The sequence below is a fragment of the Mycobacterium sp. genome, assembly GCF_046095365.1.
Lineage (GTDB): Bacteria > Actinomycetota > Actinomycetes > Mycobacteriales > Mycobacteriaceae > Mycobacterium.
In genome coordinates this window covers 20,055-38,672 of sequence record NZ_JBJTJF010000179.1, presented here as the reverse complement: position 1 = coordinate 38,672, position 18,618 = coordinate 20,055, and the positions used below count along the sequence as shown (strand labels likewise).

The following is an 18,618-nucleotide window of genomic DNA, read 5'->3' as shown; positions in this document are numbered from 1 at the left end:
TGGCATGGTTGGCCTCGGGCAGCAGGGTGAGGATGACCACCACGGCCACCAGGTAGCCCGGCATGATCCGTACCAGCCGGGAGCGCAGGTAGTGACCGGTCGGCGGGTGGGGATCTTCTCGGTGGGTGCCTGCGCCGCGGGCATCGGGCCGGTCTCGTCCCTGCCGAACAGCCCGATGTCGATGTCGTCCTCGCTGTCCTCGGGCAGCGCCATCTCGACGCGGGTGCTGAACAATCCGAGCAGCGCGCCACCGACCAGGGCGACGGCGCCGGCGGCGGCGAGGCTGATCGGCAGGATCCGCGACCACAGGGCCACCCGGTCACGCTCGGCGCGGGCCGCGGCCACCTGCGACTCGACCGTCTGCTCGGTGGAGCTCACCGTGTAGTCGGTCAGCGCCACCTCGGGCTTGAGCGGATCGCGGGCGTAGTAGTGGTTGGCGTGGTCCTCGGCCTTGACGATGGTGCCCGACACCGGGTCCACCCAGAAGGTCCGCCGGGCGGCGTAGAAGCGGGTCATCGTGATCGGTTCGTACGGGTCGCCCTCCAGGCCCCACAGTTCGGCGCGCGCGGTCACCTCGCCGTCCTCGTTCTTGTCGTAGAGCGAGGCGTACTTGATCGGTTCCACCAGTTTGCCGTCGGCGTCGTAACCGACGTTCTGGGTGAACCGGTAGACGGTCAGGCCGTTGACGTCGTCCTCGCCGTCGTAGTTGGCGTCGAAGGCCTTCTGGGCGATCGGATCGAAGAAGGGGTACGACTTCTTCTCGGTGTTGAACGGGAACCGGTAGGACAGACCCTCGTGCGGCAGCGCGATGTTGGTGGCGGGCTTGTCGTCGGAGATGGTGCGGGGTTTCTGCACCGAGCCCCCGGGCCTGTCGTCGTCGGAAACCGCCTCGGCGGTGCTCCGGTTCAGCGTGACGGTGTCGACCATGGCCAGCAGCAGTCCGTTGTCCTTCTGCTTGTCGCTGCGCCGCACCGAGGTGCCGACCTGGAAGGTCACCACCTCGGCGTTGGCCGGGGTCTCGACAGTCATGGCCTGCTGGGAGACCAGCGGGACGTTCTTGTCGATGACGAATCGCTCCCCCGACAGCGACGCGGGGTCGAGGGCAGTGCCGGTACCGGTGCTGACCAGGGTCTGGTCGATGTCCAGGGGAATCTTGCGGATCTTGCCCGCGGTGTAGGTGGACAACAGCAGCGCGGCGATCAGCAGGGCGGCTCCGAGCCCGATGATGCCGCACGCCGCGAGACGAACCATGCTTGCGCGGTTCACGCTGCCCTGGCCTCCTCGTAGGTGTCCCCGTTGCCGTCCCCGTTGAATTCGGTCTGACCCTAACAGCCGGAACCAAGCCGAACCGGGCACACTGGCTGCATGACACTGGCGCCGGGGCAGGTCGGCGGTACGCGGGGCTTCCTGCCGGCCGTCGAAGGCATGCGTGCCTGCGCGGCCATGGGCGTGGTGCTCACCCACGTGGCCTTCCAGACCGGCACCTCCGGCGGGGTGATCGGCCGGCTGCTGCACCGCTTCGACCTGGCCGTCGCGGTGTTCTTCGCGCTGTCGGGATTTCTGCTGTGGCGCGGCCACGCCGCCGCCGCCCGGGGCCTGCGGCACCGCCCGCCGACCGGTCACTACCTGCGCTCCCGGCTGGTACGGATCATGCCGGGCTACCTGGTGGCCGTGGTGGTCATCCTCACCCTGCTGCCCGAGGCCAACCATGCCAGCAGCACCGTCTGGCTGGCCAACCTGACCCTGACCCAGGTGTACGTTCCGCTGACCCTGACCGCCGGGCTGACCCAGATGTGGAGTCTGTCGGTGGAGGTGACGTTCTACCTGGCCTTGCCGATCCTGGCGCTGTTGGCCTACCGGCTGCCGGTCCGGGCCCGGGTGCCGGCCATCGCCGCCGTGGCGCTGGCCAGCCTGGGCTGGGGCCTGCTGCCGATCCACACCGCCGAGGGAGTGAACTTCCTGAACTGGCCGCCGGCCTACGCCTCCTGGTTCGCCGCCGGGATGCTGCTGGCCGAGTGGACCGTCAGCCCGGCCGAAAAAGGACGATTGGGCTGGCCGCACGCCCTGGCGCGCAACCGCGTGGCGATCACGTCGATCGCGGTGGTGGCCTACCTGATCTCCGCGTCGCCGCTGGCCGGCCCCAAGGACCTGGTGCCGGCGACGCTGACCCAGTTCGTCGTGCGCACCTCGATGGGGGCGATCGTGGCCTGGGCCCTGTTGGCCCCACTGGTGCTGGACCGCCCGGACACCCGGCATCGGGTTCTGGGCAGCCGGACGATGGTGACCCTTGGCCGGTGGTCCTACGGATTGTTCATCTGGCACCTGGCCGCCCTGGTGATGGTCTTTCCGATGGTGGGCAAGTTCATGTTCACCGGCAATCTGGTGGTCGTGTTCGTACTCACGACGGTGCTGGGGTTCGCGATGGCCGCGGTGAGCTATGCGCTGGTCGAGTCGCCGTGCCGGAATGCGTTGCGGCGCTGGGAGTACCGGCGCGGCAGCCGGGAGAGGACGGCGCCGCCGCCGTTGGACAGTTCGGTCACCGACACCCCGGAGCCGGCGGTCGCGCACTGAGCGCGAGTCGCGCTATGACTTCGTCGCGCACGGCGGTCCGGCGGGCTTTGCCGGCGTCGTCGCGAAGCGGGGTGTCGACGAACTCCACGCTGCGCGGCACCTTGTGGTCGGCCAGCCGCTCGGCGACGAACGCCCGGACGGCCGCCTCGTCCAGTGCGGCCTCACCGTGCACCAGGGCATGCGGCACCTGGCCCAGGTCGGCGTGCGGGACACCGACCACCAGGCAGGACAGCACCCCGGGGTGCTCGGCGAGGGTGTTCTCGATCTCGGCGGGGTAGACGTTGCGGCCGCCGACGGTGAACATGTCGACGCGGCGGTCGGCCAGATAGAGATAGCCGTCGGCGTCGAACCAGCCCAGATCGCCGAGCGAGTCCCAGCCGTCCCGGTTCCTGGCGGTGCTGCCGATGTACCGGTAGGTCGGCCGGCTGCCAGGCCTGGGGCGCATGTAGATCTCGCCGACCTCGCCGGGCGGACACTCGCGGCCCTCGTCGTCGAGGACCTTCATCTCCCCGGAGACCACCCGGCCCACCGACCCCCGGTGAGTCAGCCACTCGGTGCCGCTGATGAACGTCAGCGCCTGAAGTTCGGTGCCGCCGTAGAGTTCCCACACCACCTCCGGGCCGAGGATGTCGATCCACGACTCCTTGACCGCGGGCGGGCAGGGCGCGGCCAGATGCCACCACCGCCGGATCGAGGACAGGTCGTAGCGGTCCGGGCCGGCCCGGTAGACCGGCAGCAGCCGCTGCATGATGGTCGGCACGGTCGCCAGGTAGTTCACCCGGTGCTCGGTGATCAGCCGCAGGAACTCCTCCGGGTCGAACCGGCTCATCAGCACCAGATGCTGGCCGTTTGCCAGCGCGATGGTGGCCGAGGTGAAGCCGGTGTTGTGGCTCAGCGGGACCGGGACGAGTTGGGTGTCGGACGGTTCGCCGCCCATCATCGCCGCGACGACGCCGGCCTGGAAACGGCCGTCCCCGCCGGCTTCGATCAGCTTGGGCCGGCCGGTGCTGCCGCCCGACGCCATCGACTTCAGCGACGGTGAAACCGCCTCCGGCAGAGGCGAATCGGCGTACTCGTCACCAGGGTCGAAGTCGCTCGGAACCGATCGCACCTTCCCGCGGGGGTCGGGCCGGCCGACCAGCAGCGCACGCTCCCGCAGTTCGAGCAGGCCTTCGTACTCGGCGTCGGGCAGTCGCGCGGACAGCGGCTGCGGGATCGCCCCGAGCTTCCAGGTGGCCACCACCGCCTGCACCCACTCGATCGAGTTGGGCAGGGCCACCGTGACGTAGTCCCCCCGGCGCACACCGAGATCGGCGTACGCCCGGGCCAGCCGGTTGGTCGCCGATTCGAGTTGTCCGCGGGAGACGGTGCGCCCGCCGTGCGTGACGGCCGGGGCTTCGGGGTGCTGCGCCGCCAGTCTGCTGATCTGCGTTCCGATCGGCGCGACCTCGTCGCGCGCGCCCACTAGTAGGCGCCGCCGTGGCTGAAGACGTCCCGCGGGTTGTCCACCAGCATCGTGGTGATCTGTTCCTCGGTGACACCGCGCTGGCGCAGGGCCGGCAGCACGTCGTTGTGGATGTGCAGGTAGTGCCAGTTGGGCAGGACGACGGGCAGGGCGGCTTCGGGCAGCCAATCGATGTAGCACGACGCGTCGTGGGCCAGCACCATCTTCCCGGCGTGGCCGCGCTCGCACATCCGCGCCACGACGTCCACCCGGTCGTCGAAGGGCAGGATGTTGTCCAGTCCGAAGCGGTCCATCCCGAGGTAGGAACCGGCTGCGACGAGTTCCTCGAGATAGTCCAGGTCGGTGGTGTCGCCGCTGTGGCCGATGATCACCCGGCTCAGGTCCACCCCCTCCTCTGCGAAGACGCGCTGCTGTTCCAGGCCGCGCCGGGTGTGGGCGTGGGTGTGCGTGGTGATCGGCACCCCGGTGGCCCGGTGGGCCTGGGCGACCGCCCGCAGCACCCGCTCCACTCCGGCGGTAACGCCCGGTTCGTCGGTGGCGCATTTGAGGATCGCCGCCTTGACGCCGGTGCCGGCGATTCCCTCGGTGATGTCCCGGACGAACATGTCGACCATCGGCTCGGGGCCGTTGAGCACGGTGCCCGGGCCGGTGAAGTGGAAGTACAGCGGGACGTCGTTGTAGGTGTAGACGCCGGTTGCCGCCACGATGTTCAGATCGGTGCGCTCGGCGATCCGGGCGATGCGCGGGATGTAGCGGCCCAGGCCGATCACGGTGGGGTCGACGATGGTGTCCACGCCGATCGCCTTGAGCGCGTTGAGTTTGTCGACGGCGGTCTGCTCCCGCTCCTCGTCGTCGCCCCAGCCCTCCGGGTAGTTCGCGATGATCTCCGGGGAGAGCACGAACACGTGCTCGTGCATCAGGGTCACGCCGAGGTCGCCGGTCGGGATCGGGCCACGGACGGTTTCAACGGTCATACCCACGAACCCTACGGTGGCGCGGGCCCCTCCGGGTCCGGTCGTGGCCGCCGCGGAATCGGCAGCAGGGACGCCGCCAGCGCGCCCAGGCAGACCAGCGCCGGCAATTGCACCCACGGCGAATAGCCGATGTAGCCGTCCACCGATCGCCACGGGTAGCGGGATAGCAGCGCCCCGGCGACGATGATCCCGCCCGGGACGACTGCCAGCGCAAACCGATCGGCGTCCCGGTGCCGCCGGCGCAGCACCGCGGCGGCGGCCAGGGCGGCTCCGAACACGGCCAGGCCGCCCGCGCCGGCGATCAGCGCGCCCACGCCCAGCAGGCCGGCGACCCCCGGCGCGCCCGGCTGCCACGGGCCGGCGGGGGGATAGTCCGGCACCGGCCGGCGCGCCGGGACCAGAGCCATCACCAGCAGCAGGGGCAGCAGGGCAAGGCCGGTGGCCAGCCCGGCGCGGTAGGCGCCGTTGGAACCGAAGCTCAATGTGACCGCGCCCTGCTCACCGGCCGGCAGCACCCAGCCCTGCTGCCAGCCGTTGACGATCACCGGGGTCAGGTTCGCCCCCGCGGCGGACTGCGCGACCCAGCCCGGGTTCACGCTCTCGGGAACCACCAGCACCCGGCTCACCGGCGAGCGCGGCACGGTGATCCGACGCCGGTCGGGCTGCCAGCTGTCGATGCCGACCGGGGTGGTCGGCGCGGTGCTCAGCTTCCCCGCCAGCGGACCGGTCAGAGCGGCTCCGTCGGCGATGAAAGCCGGCCCCGCACTGATCAGCAGTTCCTGGCTTCCGGCAGGCATCCGGATCGGCGTCGTGTCGCAGGTCCGCGCCGGCACCGGCCGGCCGTGCAGCAGATCGTCGACCGTCGTCGAGACCGAGGTCTGCAGGAAGCGCCCGGAGACACCGACCACCGGGCCCTGTCCGCACGGGATCTCGATGCGCCGCTCGCGGTTAGACGCCGCGTCGGCCGCGTCGACCGGTGTGCCGTCCGGGCGCAGCGCGGCGACCTCGGCCAGCCCCGGTGGCTTGAGCTGGTCGAAGCCCAGTGCGGTCCGGTCGATGACGTCTTTCCAGTCCAGCAGGCTGATCCGGACGGTGTCGGTGACCCGTGGGTGCAACGGGATCTGCTGCTCGCCGTCGCCCAGCGGGCGGACCTGGGGGCCGTCGCCCAGATCGACGGCGATCAGTGTCGGATGGGTGGGCAGCGGCGACCCGCTCGGCGTGACCCGCAGCGCGGCCACCTCGGCCGGCCGTGGCAGCGTCACCGTGAGGGTCGGCGCGGCCTGATGCTGCGCGACGCCCTGCGGTGCGGTCCACGAGGTGCGCGGATCACCGTCGGTGGCCGCGTAGGCCGAGCCCTGCACGTCGATCAGGTCCGCATTGCCCTGCGACCTGGCGGTGCCCGGCTGGGCGATCAGATCCGCCAGCCGGGGTCCCTGCCGGGCGCGCACCCAGACCGTCGCGGACAGATCCATCGCCGTGGGCACGGTCAGCGTGCGGCTCAGCGTCACCGGTTCCTCGGGCGCCACCGCCATCGACGCCGCGCAGTGCACGCCGTCGGGGGAGTCGGCGCAGCCGTCACGGCCCAGCAGTTCGGAGCCCAGGTCCCATTCGGCCACCGGTGACCCGGCCGGCGGGGCAGGCACGACGACGGTGTGGCGCAGGTCGACCGGGTGGGCGAATCCCTCGGCGTCGTACTGGGTTACGGACAGATCGGTGATCCCGAACTGCACTCCCGACGAGCCGTCGTCGGTGCCCACCGCGGTGACGCGCACCCACGGCGTCTCCCCGTAGGGCAGCGCCACGGCCAGCGGCCTGCCCGGCAGGTCGAACGCTGTCGTCGTGGTGCCGTTGGCGGTGGAGACCTGAAGCCTGCGTACCTGCGCCCCGACCGCGGTGGCGCTCGGGGTGAGGTTCAGCACGGCGTTGGTCACCGGGCGGTCGAAGTCGATCTGCAGCCACTGGCCGATCGCCGGCTGCAGCGAATTGGACACCCACGCGGTGGCCGGGTCGTTGTCGATCGCGGCCAGCGGCCCACTGGCCGGTGAGACGTTGGGCAGGGTGGTGGCATCCGACGAGGAACTCGATGCGCTGAGCCGTCCGCCCGTCCAACGCCCCTGCACCACAGCGGTATCCGGAACCGGATAGTCGGGCACCCGGTTGTAGGTGTTGCGCCGGTCGCCGTCGGCGCGGATGGCCGAGGAGTGGTCGTCGACCCGCCCGTAGTCGGTCTCCCGATCGGTCGGAGTGTCGGTGACGATCACGCCCCGCCCGGCCGGAGCGGGCAGCCCGGCCCGCCGGGCGTCGGCGCTCAGCAGCATCGGTCCGAGCGGCGGCAGGGCGAGGAGCCGGCGACGTTCGTCGATGCGCAGCAACGACTCCGGGCCGCCGGCCACCCGGGTCATGTCGGTGACGCCCACCAGGTACGGGGCGCCGGGGTTACCGGCGGCGCCGGAGGGTTCCACCCGGTAGATCTCGATGGCCGGGAACCGCGGTCGCAGGCCGCTGTCGCTGATGAAGCCCTCCACCGTTCCCGCACCGACCTTCTCGCCGAACTCGGCGACCTTGCGCAGTCCCGGCGATCCGTCGATCGTGCGATGCACGAGCAGTGGCCGCGCCGACCGGGAGGTTTCCGGGTCGAGGTCGTTGCGCAGCACCACGAAGGAGATGCCCTGGCGCGCCAGGGTGTCGGCCAGGCCGGCCGAGGGCCGGCCGGCGGCGAACAGTCGCTGGACCGAGTCCAGTGCGCGGATGGTCTGTGGCGGGGTCAGCGGGATGGAATCCCTGACCCCCCAGGGGAATTCACCGAGCACCTGCAGGGGTTCGTCGTGGCTGTTGCCCCAGACCTGGTTGGCGAACGGAGCTCCCGGCGCGACCAGCACCCGGCCCGGTGCCGGGCCGGTGGCGTTGTTCTGCGCCAGCCAGTCCGAGGCCTGGTGCCAGTAGTCCGGGATGGCGCGGAAGGCTCCGGGCGGGGTGAGCCGGCCGGTCCAGGCCAGCGAGGTCGCCACCGCCAGCGCGGTGAGCACCACGACTCCCGCCGCCACCCGCCGATCGTCCTCGGGATGGGAGAACGCCCGGATCCACACCGGACGGGGGACGCTGCCGGGCAACGGGATCCGGCCCAGCAGATGCCCGACTCCGAGCGCGATCGGGATCCGGATGACCGGCTCGAGTTTGTGCACGTTGCGCAGCGGGGCTCCCGCCGCGTCCAGGAATTGCTGCACCGCGGCGGCGACCGGCGAGCCGAGCCCCCCGGAGTATCCGGCCGTCAGCAGCACCACCCCGGCCAGCAGCATGGTCACCAGCCGGCCCCGGGCCGGCATCGAGCGCAGCGTCAGACCGGCCAGTCCGCCGGCCGCCACGAGCGTGGTCGCCAGCACCATGGCCGGCTGGGTGACCAGCGAGGCCGCCGCCGTCGAGTTCGGCGCGACGAACGGGGTCCACCCCGAGGTGCCGCGCAACACCTCGGTGAGCGAATTCCACTGGGTGGTCACCCCGGAGGACTCGATGAAGTCCAGGAAGGGCGGGCTGATCCGGCCGAGCAGCACCAGCGCCCCGACCCACCACGCCACGGCGAGCCCGGTGGCCAGGGCCCACCACGCGGTGAACCGCCGCCACCGCCGCCCGGGCCGGTGGCATGCCCACCAGATCGCCGCGGGCAGGCACGCGGCCAGGCTGGCGACCGCGTTGACCGCCCCCATCAGCGCCAGGGCGATGCCCGCCCGCCCGGCCAGCACCCGCAGCGGCGTGCGGGTCCGGCCGTCGAGCGCCTGGATGACCGGAAGCAGCACCCACGGCGCCAGCATCATCGGCAGGGTCTCCGAGGAGATCGACCCCAGCGTCGTCAGCACCCGCGGCGAGAGCGCGAACGTCGCGGCCGCCACCAGCCGGGCCGGACGGGTTCCGACTCCGAGGGCCTCGGCCACCCGCAGCAGGCCCCAGAATCCGGCGGTGAGCAGCAGCGCCCACCACAGCCGCTGGGTCACCCAGCCGGGCAGCCCGGCGGCCTCGCCCAGCACGAAGAACGCGCCGTGCGGGAAAAGGTAGCCATAGGCCTGGTTCTGGGCCTGGCCGAACGGCAGGTCGCTGTTCCACAGGTTGGCGGCGCGGCCCAGGAAACGCAGCGGGTCATAGGTCAGGTCGAGCTTGGTGTCCGGGGCGATCATGCCCGGCGATTGCAGGAAGCACAGTGTCAGCGCGGTTGCGAAGACCGCGGCCAGCCAGCGCCGGGACAACGGAGCCGGCCGGCCGGCGGCTGGGGTGTCGGCGGCCGTGGGCTGTGGGGCGGTGATAGTGCTCAGGCTGGTCCCGACTGTCTCGCTTCTCACCCGGCGCGGCCCGCGCCGGGCATCGCCGTCCCGACTACCCGCGGTTGCCGTACTCGACGCGGTTGAGCACCGAGGCGGCCGGGTCGCCCGGTTGCAGCGGCGGCTTGTTGTCCTGCTGGATCATCAGGGTCGCTCCGAACACCGAGGCGGCGCCGAGCAGCAGACCCACCACGATGCTGGCGGCGGCGGGCACCAGGAAGCGGGTCATGGTCGGGCACTTTCTCGTCGGTGACGGTCTGCCGGGGTCAACCCCGCTGGTCAACCTAGCACGGGCGGTGCACGCCCCGACCCACTCCGTTTGACGCCGAGATGTTCGGCCGGAGATCCGGGGTGGCGGCAGCCCGGCTGCGGCGTTCATGACAGCATGGGCGGATGCCCACTCGCCTGTTCTCAGTCCGCACCGCGGCGGCGCTCGCGGCCGTACCGGTGCTCCTGGCCGGCTGCTCGACCACCGCGCAGCGCACCACCACCGCCGCACCCCCCAGCGAGGTCGGCGCCGCCGAATCGGCGACGGTCACGCCGCTCTCCGGCCCGCTCAGCCCCCCGGCCGCCCCGGCTCCGCCGGCCTGCGGCAGCGGCTCGGCCATGCTCGCGGCCATGTCCACCCGCGACAAGCTGGCCCAGCTGCTCATGGTGGGCGTCCGCAACGCGGCGGATGCACGCGCGGTGGTGGGCAACCACCACGTCGGCGGCATCATGATCGGCAGCTGGACCGATCTCTCGATGCTCACCGACGGCACCCTCAACGAGATCGCCAACGTCGCTCCGCTGCCGCTGGCGGTCAGTGTCGACGAGGAGGGCGGCCGGGTGTCTCGGCTGGCCTCCCTGATCGGTGCGCAGCCGCCGGCGCGCACCCTGGCCCAGACCCAGACCCCCGAGCAGGTCTATCAGCTGGCGCTGGGCCGGGGCCGCCAGATGCGCGGCCTGGGGATCACCATCGACTTCGCCCCCGTGGTCGACGTCTCCGACCAGGGCGCCAACACCGTGATCGGCGACCGGTCGTTCTCCAACGACCCGGCCACCGTCACCGCCTACGCCGGGGCCTACGCACGCGGCCTGCGTGACGCCGGGGTGCTCCCCGTGCTCAAGCACTTCCCCGGCCACGGCCACGGCTCCGGCGATTCACACACCGCCGGCGTGGTCATGACGCCGGCACTGGACCAGCTGATGACCAGCGACCTGGTTCCGTACCAGACGCTGACGACCCAGGCTCCGGTAGCGGTGATGATCGGTCACCTCGAGGTGCCCGGTCTGACCGGCAACACCCCGGCCAGCCTGAGCCCGGCCGCGGTGAACCTGCTGCGCAGCGGCGGCTACGGCGGCCCCGGATTCAACGGCCCGGTGTTCAGCGACGACCTGTCCAGCATGGCTGCGATCTCGTCGCGCTATGGCGTGGCCGAGGCGGTGCTGCGCACGCTGCAGGCGGGCGTGGATGTCGCGCTGTGGATCACCACCGATGAGGTTCCCGCCGTGCTCGACCGGCTGGAGAAGGCCGTCAGCGACGGTGAGTTGGCGATGGCCGGCGTGGAGGGCTCGATCCTGCGGATGGCCAAGGGCCCCAACGCCCGCTGCGGCGGGTAGGCGGCCTCTGCGATGGCGGCGGGTGGCACCAAGCGGCTGCCGCGCGCTGTGCGCGAGCAGCAGATGCTCGACGCCGCGGTGCAGATGTTCTCGGTCAACGGCTACCACGAGACATCGATGGACGCCATCGCCGCGCAGGCGCGGATCTCCAAACCGATGCTCTACCTCTACTACGGTTCCAAGGAGGAGTTGTTCGGCGCCTGCCTGAGCCGCGAGCTGTCCCGTTTCATCGAGGCGGTGCGGGCCGACATCGACCTGCGGCAGAGCCCGCACGAACTCCTCCGCCACACCATCTGGTCGGTGCTGACCTACATCGACGCCAACCGCGCCTCCTGGATCGTGCTCTACGCCCAGGCCACCAGTTCACAGGCCTTCGCGCACACCGTTCGGGAGGGACGCGAGAAGATCATCGACCTGGTCGCCAGGCTGCTCGAATCGGGGACCCGACATCCCCAGCCGGACAACGATTTCCACATGATGGCGGTGGCGCTGGTAGGTGCGGGCGAGGCCGTCGCGGACAGGGTGAGCGTCGGTGACGCCGATGTCAACGAAGCCGCGGAGCTACTGACCAAGCTGTTCTGGCGGGGTCTCAAGGGCGCACCGGCCGACAAGGACTCCGCCCCGGTGCGAACCAGTTAGAGTCCGCGCACGGTCGCGGTCAGGTATGGGTAGCCCTTGGCGATGCTGCGCAGCGCGATGTCCCACCCGCCCGGCTCCCGGTGAAGGTGGAGCCCGGCGCTGGCGGGCAGCACCACCGGCTTGCCGAACCTGACCGAATACCGCACCCGCTCGGGCAGCCGGCCCTCGAGGTTGGCCAGAACCGCTGCGGCGCTGAACATCCCGTGGGCGATCGGGCCCGGGAAGCCGAACAGCCGTGCTCCCAGCGAACTGGTGTGAATCGGGTTGCGGTCGCCGCTCACGGCGGCGTAGCGGCGGATCCGCCCGGGGGTGATCCGCAGGATCGCGTTGGGGGAGGGCAGTCTCGGCTGCGGGCCCGGGTCCGGTTTCGGCTCGCCGGAAAGGCTGGTCCGCTGCTGGTGCAGGAAGGTGGAGACCTGATGCCAGGCCGCTTCGTTGCCCACCGAGACATCGCTGACGAAGTCGAACAGCATCCCCTTGCGGTGCTCGCGGAGGTTCTCCGCACGGACCTTGACCGACAGCGTGTCGGTCACCGCGATCGGCCGGCGGGCGGTGATGTGGTTCTCCACGTGCACCGCGCCCATCGCCGGGAACGGGAAGTCGAATCCGGTGAGCAGCGACATCACCGACGGGAAGGTCAGCACGAAAGGATAGGTGAGCGGGACGTTCTCGCCGTAGCGCAAGCCGGTGGTCGCGGCGTAGGCGGCCACCCCGGCCCGGTCGATCGCCAGTGCGTCGACGGCGACCACCCGGCCGGGCAGGCGGTCGCCGCGCGGGACGAACGGGAGTGCGCCCACCGCGGCGCGGGCCATCGCCGTCAGACCGCCCGCCATCAGGCGCCCAGGATGGCTTGGCCGCACACCCGGATCACGTTGCCGGTCACGGCGTTGGAGGCGGGACTGGCGAAGTAGGCGATCGTCTCGGCGACGTCGACCGGCTCACCACCCTGGTAGAGCGAGTTCAGCCGCCGGCCCACCTCCCGGGTGGCCAGGGGGATCGCCGCCGTCATCGCGGTCTCGATGAAACCTGGCGCGACCGAGTTGATGGTGATCTCTTTGCTTGCCAGCGATGGCGCCAGTGCCTGGGTGATACCGATCATCCCTGCTTTCGTGGTGGCGTAGTTCGTCTGGCCCCGGTTGCCGGCGATACCGGCCATCGACGACAAGCCGATCACCCTGCCGCCCCGGCCGATACTTCCGTTCGCCACCAGGCCCTCGGTAAGACGAAGCGGCGCAACGAGATTGACCGCAATGACCGCATCCCATCTGGTGTCATCCATGTTGGCGAGCAGTTTGTCGCGGGTTATCCCGGCATTGTTGACCAGGATGTCGGCGCGGCCATGGTGGTGTTCGCGCAGATGGGCGGTTATCCGGTCGACGGCGTCGGCCGAGGTCACATCCAGTGCCAGGGCGGTGCCCCCCACCCGGGCCGCCGTCTCCTCGAGTGCCTGCGCCGAGCCCTCGACGTCGACCGCCACCACCCGGGCGCCGTCGCGGGCGAACACCTCGGCGATGGTGGCGCCGATGCCACGGGCCGCGCCGGTGACGATTCCGACCATTCCGGCCAGCGGCCTGTTCCAGTCCGCGGGGCGGTGCGAGTCGGCGGCGCCGACGTAGAACACCTGGCCGTCGACGTAGGCGGATCTGGCCGACAGGATGAAGCGCAGCGTGGACTCGCAGCCGGTGGCCGCGGGTTTGGCGTCGGGCGAGACGTATACCAGCGAAACGGTGGCGCCGCGGCGCAGTTCCTTGCCCAGTGAGCGGGTGAAGCCCTCCAGTGCCCGCTGACAGATGTGCTCGTCGGTGTCGGTCAGCCCGGCGGGGGTGGTTCCCAGAACGACCACCCGCGCGGACGGGCCCAGGTTGCGCAGCAGCGGCGTGAAGAACTCGTAGAGGCCGCGCAGCGCCTCCGGGCGGTCGATGCCGGTGGCGTCGAACACCAGACCGCCGAAGGTGTCCGCCCACCGCCCGCCGAGATTGTTGCCGACGATCTCGTAGTCGTCGGCGAGGGCGGCGCGCACCGGTTCGGCCAACCGCCCCTCGGCGTAGGACGGTGTGCCGATCAGCAGTGAACCGGCCAGCGGGGGATCTCCCGGCCGGTGGCGCCGCAGGGGCTCGGGTGCGGGCAGCCCGAGTTGTCTGGCGAGGAACGACCCCGGGGCGGAGTTGATCACCTGGGACAGAACGTCGGTGGCCACGATCGGGCGCCCTCCTTGAGATGTCGGTTCTTTCCGGGACGAACTTACTCCAGAGTAAGAACGCCCGGTACGATGGTCCCCGGCACCCCGCCCGGAGGTTCCCGATGGAGGTTTGACGTTGGCCGTTCCCACCCGGCGACGGGTCGCCGTGATCGGCGGAAACCGGATTCCGTTCGCGCGCTCCGACACCGCGTACGCGGAGGCGTCCAACCAGGACATGTTCACCGCCGCGCTCACCGGCCTGGTGGACCGTTTCGGACTGGACGGCGAGCGGCTCGGCGCGGTCATCGGCGGCGCCGTGCTCAAGCACAGCCGCGACTTCAACCTGATGCGCGAGTGCGTGCTGGGCACCGGGCTGTCGCCTTACACCCCGGCCTTCGATCTGCAGCAGGCCTGCGGCACCGGTCTGCAGTCGGCGATCGCCGCCGCCGACGGCATCGCGGCGGGCCGCTACGAGGCGGCAGCGGCCGGCGGGGTGGACACCACCTCCGATGCGCCGATCGGCCTGGGCGACAACCTGCGCCGGTCGCTGCTGGCGCTGCGCCGGTCGACGTCGAACCTGGAGCGGCTCAAGCTGGCCGGCAGGCTTCCCGCGTCGCTGGGGGTGGAGATCCCGGCCAACGGAGAGCCGCGGACCGGGCTGTCGATGGGCGAGCACGCCGCGATCACCGCCAAGCGGATGGGGATCAGGCGGGTGGACCAGGACCGGCTGGCCGCGGCCAGTCACCGCAACATGGCCGCGGCCTACGACCGCGGCTTCTTCGACGATCTGGTGACTCCGTTTCTGGGGCTGTACCGCGACAACAATCTGCGGCCGGATTCCACCGCGGAGAAACTGGCGAAGCTCAGACCGGTTTTCGGTGTGCGGGCCGGGGACGCGACGATGACCGCGGGCAACTCGACACCCCTGACCGACGGCGCCTCGGTGGCGCTGCTGTCCAGTGAGCAGTGGGCGCAGGCCCACTCGCTGACCCCGCTGGCCTATTTCACCGACTCCGAGACCGCCGCGGTGGACTACGTCAACGGCGAGGACGGGCTGCTGATGGCCCCGACCTACGCGGTGCCCAGGCTGCTGGCCCGCAATGGTCTGACGCTGCAGGATTTCGACTTCTACGAGATCCACGAGGCCTTCGCCTCGGTGGTGCTGTGCCATCTGCAGGCCTGGGAGTCCGAGGAGTACTGCAAGGAGCGCCTCGGCCTGGACAGTGCGCTGGGGGCGATCGACCCGGCCAGGCTGAACGTCAACGGCTCCTCGCTGGCCGCCGGGCACCCCTTCGCGGCGACCGGCGGACGCATCGTGGCCCAACTGGCCAAGCAGCTGGCCGAGAAGAAGGCCCAGACATCCCGGCCGGTGCGCGGCCTGATCTCGATCTGCGCCGCCGGCGGGCAGGGTGTCACCGCCATCCTGGAGGCGTGAACGGGTTTAGGCCCTGCTGTGGTCGGGTATCAGAACAGCGGGATGGCTCCGCGTCTCCGTCAGACCCCCGACCCGGCGGAGACGCGAGCCATCCTTTCCTTCACTTGTCGGCCAGCCCGGACTGCACCAGCGCGGCCTCGACGTAGCGCTGAACGGGCCGGGCCTCGAAGAAGCCGGTGTGACCGCCCCGGTACCAGCCGATGTCGGGCCGGCCCCAGTGCTCCCATAGCTGGATCACCTGCTGGCGGGGGTGCACGATCCGGTCGGCCACGCCCGCGTAGATGAACCGGCCCTGTGGCGGCACCTTCGGGGGCAGTGACAGCGGGGAGACCATCCGGCCGATCGGGCGGGCCAGTTCGATGGTCTGGCGGCGCGGGTCGTCGCGGGGCAGACCGGAGTGCCGCCCCAGCAACTCCACCAGATTCGACGGCGGCACTCCCAGGATCGCGCAGGTCAGATCGTCGTCCAGGCCGGCGACCAGGGCCGCGATGTAGCCGCCCAGGGAGATGCTGTTCAGCCCGATCCGCGCGCCGGGATGCTCGGAGCGGATCCAGGCGATCACCCGGCGGACGTCCCACACCGCCTGTGCGGTGCCGTGCACGTCGTCCATCACGTTCTCGCCCGGGAACACCGCACCCTTGGGCAGTCCCCGCGCGCGGGGGCCGTGCATCGGCAGCACCGGCAGGATGACGTTGAGACCGAAGTCCCGGTGCAGGTGCCAGGCCCGGAACAGGGTGAGGTCGAGTCCGGCGCGGCCCATCTCGGTGCCGTGGACGCAGACCAGCCACGGCCTGGGTGGCCCGTCCCCGCCGTCCTGGTGGCGCAGCATCACCGCGTACTCGCGCCGGTTGCCGGTGTAGCTCATCCAGCGCTCGGCCCCCGGCTCGCCCGGGTGCGGCGCGTAGCCGCTGTCGAACGTGATCCGCTCATGCGTGCGGTTGCGGTTGGTGAAGGAGCGGACCGACACCTGCGAGGGCTGCGGCGGTGCGGTGAAGAACTTCCGCGGCTTGTCCAGCCAGCCCTTCCTGCCGTAGAAGCCGACCGCCTCGCCGATCTCGCGGTTGATCTCGGCATAGGCGGCAGGGTCGCTCAGCGGCCGCCGCCAGAGCAGGCCGACCAGGACCAGTTCGTCGCGCAGGGCGTGGGTGGCCAGCGACAGGGTGGGCCGGGCCACCGGCAACTGGCCGCGGGTGCCGCCCAGGTAGGCGCTCCACGACCGCGCGTAGAAGCCGCCGGCCTTGGTGAAGGGCCCGACGATGTTGGCCAGCGGGTTTCGCGCGGGCGCCGGCCTCTCACTGCCCGAGGTGCGCTGCGGGGCGGTCACCGTGCCGACGGTAGCAAATGCGGGCCGGTAGGGAAGGGCCGTTGGTCATGAAGTTCGCGGCGGGCGTGGGCCGAGGACACGACCTTGGGCGCGCGAGAGGTGTTTTGCCTGTTGAGCGACGAAAATCTGACAGGTTCTGCCGGTTGCCGGTGCTTGTCATCTCGATGTCCGACCGATCCCGGGCGTCCGCCTGGGGATGCGGTTCTGGCTAATCGTTTTCAGACGCCGGTGGCCCCGGGACACCGGTCCCGGGGCCACCGCGTCGGACGTGTCTAGAAGGCGGCTTCGTCGAGCTCCATGATCTCGTTGTCGACCGCCTCGACCACCTGACGGGTGCTGGTGATCAGCGGCAGGAAGTTCTTCGCGAAGAACGACGCCGCCGCGATCTTGCCCTCGTAGAAGGACCGGTCCGCACCCGAGGCGCCCGCGTCCAGCGCGGCCATCGCGACCGCGGACTGACGCAGCAGCAACCAGCCCATCACCAGGTCGCCGACGCTCATCAGGAATCGCACCGAACCCAGGCCCACCTTGTAGATGCTCTTGGGATCCTCCTGAGCGGCCATCAGATAACCGGTCAGCGCGGCGGCCATGCCCTGGACGTCCTCCAGAGCCTTGGCCAGCAGGGCCCGCTCCTTCTTCAGCCGGCCGTTGCCCGACTCGTTCTTCACGAACTCCTCGATCTGGCCGGCCACGTGGGCCAGCGCCTGACCCTTGTCCCGGATGATCTTGCGGAAGAAGAAGTCCTGCGCCTGGATCGCCGTGGTGCCCTCGTAGAGCGAGTCGATCTTGGCGTCGCGGATGTACTGCTCGATCGGGTAGTCCTGCAGGAAGCCCGACCCGCCCAGGGTCTGCAGGCTCTCGGTGAGCTTGGCGTAGGCCTGCTCCGATCCCACGCCCTTGACGATCGGCAGCATCAGGTCGTTGACCTTGACCGCCAACTCGGGCTCCACGCCGTGCAGCGCCTTGGCGACGATCTCGTCCTGGTAGGTGGCGGTGAACAGGTAGAGCGCCCGCAACCCCTCGGCGTAGGCCTTCTGGGTCATCAGGCTGCGCCGGACATCCGGGTGATGGGTGATCGTGACGCGCGGTGCGGTCTTGTCCATCATCTGCGTCAGGTCAGCGCCCTGGACGCGTGCCTTGGCGTATTCCAGCGCGTTGAGGTAACCGGTCGACAGCGTGGCAATCGCCTTGGTGCCCACCATCATCCGGGCCTGTTCGATGACGTCGAACATCTGCGCGATGCCCTCGTGCACCTCACCGACCAGCCAGCCCTTGGCCGGGACGCCGTGCTGTCCGAAGGTCAGCTCGCAGGTGGCGGAGACCTTCAGGCCCATCTTGTGCTCGACGTTGGTGACGAAGACCCCGTTGCGCTCGCCCGGCTCGCCGGTCTGGAAATCGAACAGGTACTTGGGAACCATGAACAGCGACAGGCCCTTGGTGCCCGGTCCGGCGCCCTCGGGGCGCGCCAGCACCAGATGCATGATGTTCTCGAACAGGTCGTCGGAGTCGGCCGAGGTGATGAACCGCTTCACACCGTCGATGTGCCAGCTGCCGTCGTCCTGCCTGACCGCCTTGGTACGCCCGGCGCCCACGTCGGAACCGGCGTCGGGCTCGGTCAGCACCATGGTCGCGCCCCAGCCGCGCTCGGTGGCCAGCACGGCCCACTTCTTCTGTTCCTCGGTGCCGAGGTGGTGGAAGATCTGCGCGAAGCCCGCGCCGCCGCCGTACATCCACACCGCGGGGTTGGCGCCGAACACGTGCTCGTGCAGCGCCCACATCAGCGCCTTGGGCGCCGGCACGCCGCCGAGTTCCTCGAGCAGCCCGACCTTGTCCCAGCCGTTGTCGATGAAGGCCCGCACGGAGGTCTTGAACGACTCCGGCAGGGTCACCGTGTGGGTGGCCGGATCGAAGACCGGCGGGTTGCGGTCACCCTCGGTGAAGGAATCGGCGAGCGGGCCCTCGGACAGCCGGGCCATCTCGGTGAGCATCTCGGTTGCGGTGTCCACGTCAAGGTCGCTGAACGGACCCTCGCCGAAGGCTTTGTCCAGACCGAACACCTCGAAAAGGTTGAACACCTGGTCGCGCACATTGCTCTTGTAGTGGCCCACTGAATTCCTCCTCG

The 18,618-nt window shown here is 70.6% G+C and carries 12 protein-coding genes and 2 pseudogenes; 4 read left to right on the top strand and 10 right to left on the bottom strand.

What is annotated here, in order from left to right:
• Window positions 1-109: pseudogene (locus tag ACKOQ4_RS13665) on the bottom strand (hypothetical protein); the annotation flags it as partial.
• Window positions 97-1,266: pseudogene (gene pgfA, locus ACKOQ4_RS13660) on the bottom strand (cell envelope lipid trafficking protein PgfA); the annotation flags it as partial. The pseudogenes pgfA and ACKOQ4_RS13665, both read right to left, overlap by 13 nt.
• 99 nt (window positions 1,267-1,365) lie before the next feature.
• On the opposite strand from pgfA, the gene ACKOQ4_RS13655 reads away from it, so the two are divergent.
• On the top strand, window positions 1,366-2,571 hold the full coding sequence (locus ACKOQ4_RS13655) for an acyltransferase family protein (protein ID WP_526292706.1): 1,206 nt from the start codon (window positions 1,366-1,368) through the stop codon (window positions 2,569-2,571).
• Here the strand turns inward: ACKOQ4_RS13655 and ACKOQ4_RS13650 are convergent.
• From ACKOQ4_RS13650 to ACKOQ4_RS13635, 4 genes are all read right to left on the bottom strand, one after another.
• Window positions 2,537-4,036 (bottom strand): AMP-binding protein, encoded by a 1,500-nt coding sequence (locus ACKOQ4_RS13650; RefSeq protein ID WP_526292704.1) that lies wholly within the window; start codon window positions 4,034-4,036, stop codon window positions 2,537-2,539. The two genes, ACKOQ4_RS13655 and ACKOQ4_RS13650, sit on opposite strands and share 35 nt — an antisense overlap.
• Window positions 4,036-5,010, bottom strand: coding sequence for a phosphotriesterase family protein (locus ACKOQ4_RS13645; RefSeq protein ID WP_526292701.1), 975 nt, complete (start codon window positions 5,008-5,010; stop codon window positions 4,036-4,038). Before ACKOQ4_RS13645 ends, ACKOQ4_RS13650 begins: the two co-directional genes overlap by 1 nt.
• 11 nt (window positions 5,011-5,021) lie before the next feature.
• The gene (locus tag ACKOQ4_RS13640) at window positions 5,022-9,245 is read right to left on the bottom strand and encodes an alpha-(1->3)-arabinofuranosyltransferase domain-containing protein (RefSeq protein ID WP_526292708.1); all 4,224 of its coding nucleotides are present in this window, start codon (window positions 9,243-9,245) and stop codon (window positions 5,022-5,024) included.
• A 127-nt stretch (window positions 9,246-9,372) separates the two neighbouring features.
• Complete coding sequence (locus ACKOQ4_RS13635; protein ID WP_526292699.1) at window positions 9,373-9,546, bottom strand: DUF2613 family protein; 174 nt, start codon at window positions 9,544-9,546, stop codon at window positions 9,373-9,375.
• A gap of 164 nt (window positions 9,547-9,710) precedes the next feature.
• On the opposite strand from ACKOQ4_RS13635, the gene ACKOQ4_RS13630 reads away from it, so the two are divergent.
• Together ACKOQ4_RS13630 and ACKOQ4_RS13625 are read left to right on the top strand one after the other, a co-directional pair.
• Window positions 9,711-10,919, top strand: a complete 1,209-nt coding sequence (locus ACKOQ4_RS13630) for a glycoside hydrolase family 3 N-terminal domain-containing protein (protein WP_526292697.1) — start codon at window positions 9,711-9,713, stop codon at window positions 10,917-10,919.
• A 12-nt stretch (window positions 10,920-10,931) separates the two neighbouring features.
• The gene (locus tag ACKOQ4_RS13625) at window positions 10,932-11,558 is read left to right on the top strand and encodes a TetR/AcrR family transcriptional regulator (RefSeq protein WP_526292695.1); all 627 of its coding nucleotides are present in this window, start codon (window positions 10,932-10,934) and stop codon (window positions 11,556-11,558) included.
• On the opposite strand, the gene ACKOQ4_RS13620 is transcribed toward ACKOQ4_RS13625, so the two are convergent.
• Window positions 11,555-12,391: a MaoC/PaaZ C-terminal domain-containing protein gene (locus ACKOQ4_RS13620; RefSeq protein ID WP_526292693.1), complete on the bottom strand. Its 837-nt coding sequence runs from the start codon at window positions 12,389-12,391 to the stop codon at window positions 11,555-11,557. The two genes, ACKOQ4_RS13625 and ACKOQ4_RS13620, sit on opposite strands and share 4 nt — an antisense overlap.
• Complete coding sequence (locus ACKOQ4_RS13615) at window positions 12,391-13,755, bottom strand: 3-oxoacyl-ACP reductase (RefSeq protein WP_526292691.1); 1,365 nt, start codon at window positions 13,753-13,755, stop codon at window positions 12,391-12,393. The genes ACKOQ4_RS13620 and ACKOQ4_RS13615 overlap by 1 nt, the downstream gene beginning before the upstream one ends.
• Before the next feature lie 118 nt (window positions 13,756-13,873).
• Between ACKOQ4_RS13615 and ACKOQ4_RS13610 the strand changes: the two genes are divergently transcribed.
• Complete coding sequence (locus tag ACKOQ4_RS13610; RefSeq protein ID WP_526292689.1) at window positions 13,874-15,172, top strand: acetyl-CoA C-acetyltransferase; 1,299 nt, start codon at window positions 13,874-13,876, stop codon at window positions 15,170-15,172.
• A gap of 100 nt (window positions 15,173-15,272) precedes the next feature.
• Here ACKOQ4_RS13610 and ACKOQ4_RS13605 read toward each other — a convergent pair whose 3' ends face one another.
• Window positions 15,273-16,496: an alpha/beta hydrolase family protein gene (locus ACKOQ4_RS13605; protein WP_526292687.1), complete on the bottom strand. Its 1,224-nt coding sequence runs from the start codon at window positions 16,494-16,496 to the stop codon at window positions 15,273-15,275.
• A gap of 272 nt (window positions 16,497-16,768) precedes the next feature.
• The gene (locus tag ACKOQ4_RS13600; RefSeq protein WP_526292685.1) at window positions 16,769-18,604 is read right to left on the bottom strand and encodes an acyl-CoA dehydrogenase C-terminal domain-containing protein; all 1,836 of its coding nucleotides are present in this window, start codon (window positions 18,602-18,604) and stop codon (window positions 16,769-16,771) included.
• Between the last annotated feature and the right edge of the window lie 14 nt (window positions 18,605-18,618).